The 2,110-nt window shown below is 50.6% G+C and carries 3 protein-coding genes and 1 pseudogene; 1 reads left to right on the top strand and 3 read right to left on the bottom strand.

Annotated features, from left to right (window positions below; all coding sequences use genetic code 11):
• A pseudogene (locus ABYT30_RS18675) lies at positions 1-229 on the top strand (hypothetical protein); the annotation flags it as partial.
• On the opposite strand, the gene ABYT30_RS18680 reads toward ABYT30_RS18675, so the two are convergent.
• From ABYT30_RS18680 to ABYT30_RS18690, 3 genes are all read right to left on the bottom strand, one after another.
• Positions 216-554, bottom strand: a complete 339-nt coding sequence (locus ABYT30_RS18680; RefSeq protein WP_373098031.1) for a hypothetical protein — start codon at positions 552-554, stop codon at positions 216-218. The pseudogene ABYT30_RS18675 and the gene ABYT30_RS18680 overlap by 14 nt on opposite strands.
• A gap of 116 nt (positions 555-670) precedes the next feature.
• Positions 671-1,678: an aromatic ring-hydroxylating dioxygenase subunit alpha gene (locus ABYT30_RS18685; protein ID WP_373084931.1), complete on the bottom strand. Its 1,008-nt coding sequence runs from the start codon at positions 1,676-1,678 to the stop codon at positions 671-673.
• A 193-nt stretch (positions 1,679-1,871) separates the two neighbouring features.
• Positions 1,872-2,110: hypothetical protein (locus ABYT30_RS18690; RefSeq protein ID WP_373098034.1), on the bottom strand; the 239-nt coding region annotated here is incomplete at its 5' end.

The raw sequence follows: 2,110 nt of genomic DNA on the forward strand, positions 1-2,110 counted from the left end.
CCCGCTAGTACAAGCGCAACTCGCTGGTTTACTGCCAAATATGCAGTGGGTGGACTCTGGTCAAGCCATTGCCCGACGAGTCGCTTTTCTACTTGAAGAATTGGGGCTAAAGCGAACGGTCAAAGAAGTCGTCGCAATGCAGTCAGCGATTATTCTCGGCGACGAGCAGGGCAGTGCGAGTTTAGTGCGTTATTTACAAAACAAAAATATTCAAGTCAGCGCTGATTAAACTCGGCGACACTGGCGTCATAAACGCTTAGCACCTCACTCATATTTTTATGCGCAGTATTATAATTTGTGATTCGCTTACGCCGCCGCTCATCATTATCGCGACCTGTACCAATTGCAGTTTTATCCATGGTATCTAAGCATTTCAAATAGCGCTGACTGTCTTCCATATAGCGCTCTACGCGGCGTTTAGACACATTCATATCGTCGACATCAGCAACCGCACCGTCAGCTAAATTTAGCGGTTTCAACGGCAAGATGCACGCCGCGTTGGCGAAGGGTGCCAAGCTAAATAGAATAAAAAAAACAGGTATTAAAAAACGCATGTGCTCAATCCGGCGATAAACTTGTTGGCAGAGTATACCGCAGAACGCACGACGGGAGACGGGAGACCCTTGTAAAAACACGGTCTCACTCACCTCCCAAAATGGTGGAATTTACTTTATAGCGCGCGGGGGTCAAAACCGCCAGCGTAAAACTGGCTATACCATTTGCGGAACTTCGCAATGGGGCCATCACCATCACACAAAATCGGCAGTGGGCGGTAAATTTTGTGTTCCCAAATTGGCTTGTCTTCTTCTAGCTGACCAACAATATTGGCAATGATCGCTGCGTTGACGCCGCCCTTTTTAACTTCACCATTAATTTTGGGCTGAATAAACGCAAAGCGTACCTGCACCTTGTGTTCATCGATCGGCGTGGTCATTCCCAATAAGAAGGTATCAGCGATACCTTCAAATTTGGTAAAACCCTGGCCTGGGCCTGCACTTCCGGTGCGAATTGAGCCTTTTACTTCGCCCCTCGGGGTTGGCATATTAGCCACCTGCAAGCCCCTTACAATTGGACCATCGTAGGTTGTTTCCCACTCGGGGAACGAGGCAGTACCGTGCACGTATTTGAAATGCGCCGGGTCGGCGGCATTTTCTGCCATTTCCTGTGGGTGAGTATTAATAATCCACTCGTAGCGGTCTTGCGGCGACCAATCATCACTATTAGCCTCTTCGTGGCTGATAACGTCCCATAGTGGCGCAGCGCCGTCGGGGTGATACCAAGCCCAAATGACTTGATTGGTTTCGGTAATAGGAAAAGTCTTTAGGCATTTTTTGCCCGCAACTTTCGGCGGCATATTCTTGGCGTAGGGAACCTCAACGCACTCGCCCTCGGGATTAAATTTCCACGAGTGGAAAGGGCAGACGATATTATTACCCTCGATCCGACCGCCACCAGTACCTGAGCGCTCATGAATGCCATGGCCAAGGTGCGCGCCTAAATGTGGACAGTAGGCTTCCATTAACACGGCTTTACCGGCTTCAGTGCGAAACAGCACTAACTCCTGATCAAAATAATGTACCGCGCGGGATTCACTAGGCGCCAGCTCGTCGGAGTAAGACACCGCAAACCAACCATAGGGCATGGGCATTGGATAGCGTTTTATAGATTGACTGGTCATTGTTCGGTCCTCAGGGCGCTTAGCGGCAAACGCAAGATTCGGTGAGATTGGCGTATTTTGCCCACACTTTACTCCCCACACCGCTACAGACAATGACAAATGGAGACAGGACACTGGCAAAAAACGCCACTTTTACAGCGACAAAACCAATTTGGCGGCGCTAGGCCGCCAAGTTTAAATTCGCGTTTTCGGCTTAACGCCAGCTCTTAAATTTTTCCGCCATCACATCGGCGCCCATACGAATTAGCGATTCATTTGGGGAGCCAGGCTGCACGCCCGTAGCGAGAATGGTTTGCTGTACGGCAATTTCCTTGGCCACCTCTTCCATCGTTTGCTCATCGACGGGCTCGCCCTCGGGGGTCTTGGCCTCGCCCTTAGCCGCTGCGCGGATTTGCGCATCTTGTTCGGAGCCCGGCTCAATACCACCGCGAC

Origin of the sequence: Zhongshania sp., from assembly GCF_041623545.1 — a bacterium.
In the GTDB taxonomy this organism is placed as follows: domain Bacteria; phylum Pseudomonadota; class Gammaproteobacteria; order Pseudomonadales; family Spongiibacteraceae; genus Spongiibacter.

Excerpts from the sequence above, each read along its gene's own strand:
- ABYT30_RS18685 (WP_373084931.1), bottom strand. The coding sequence starts at position 1,678 with ATGACCAGTCAATCTATAAAACGCTATCCAATGCCCATGCCCTATGGT.
- ABYT30_RS18680 (WP_373098031.1), bottom strand. The coding sequence starts at position 554 with ATGCGTTTTTTAATACCTGTTTTTTTTATTCTATTTAGCTTGGCACCC.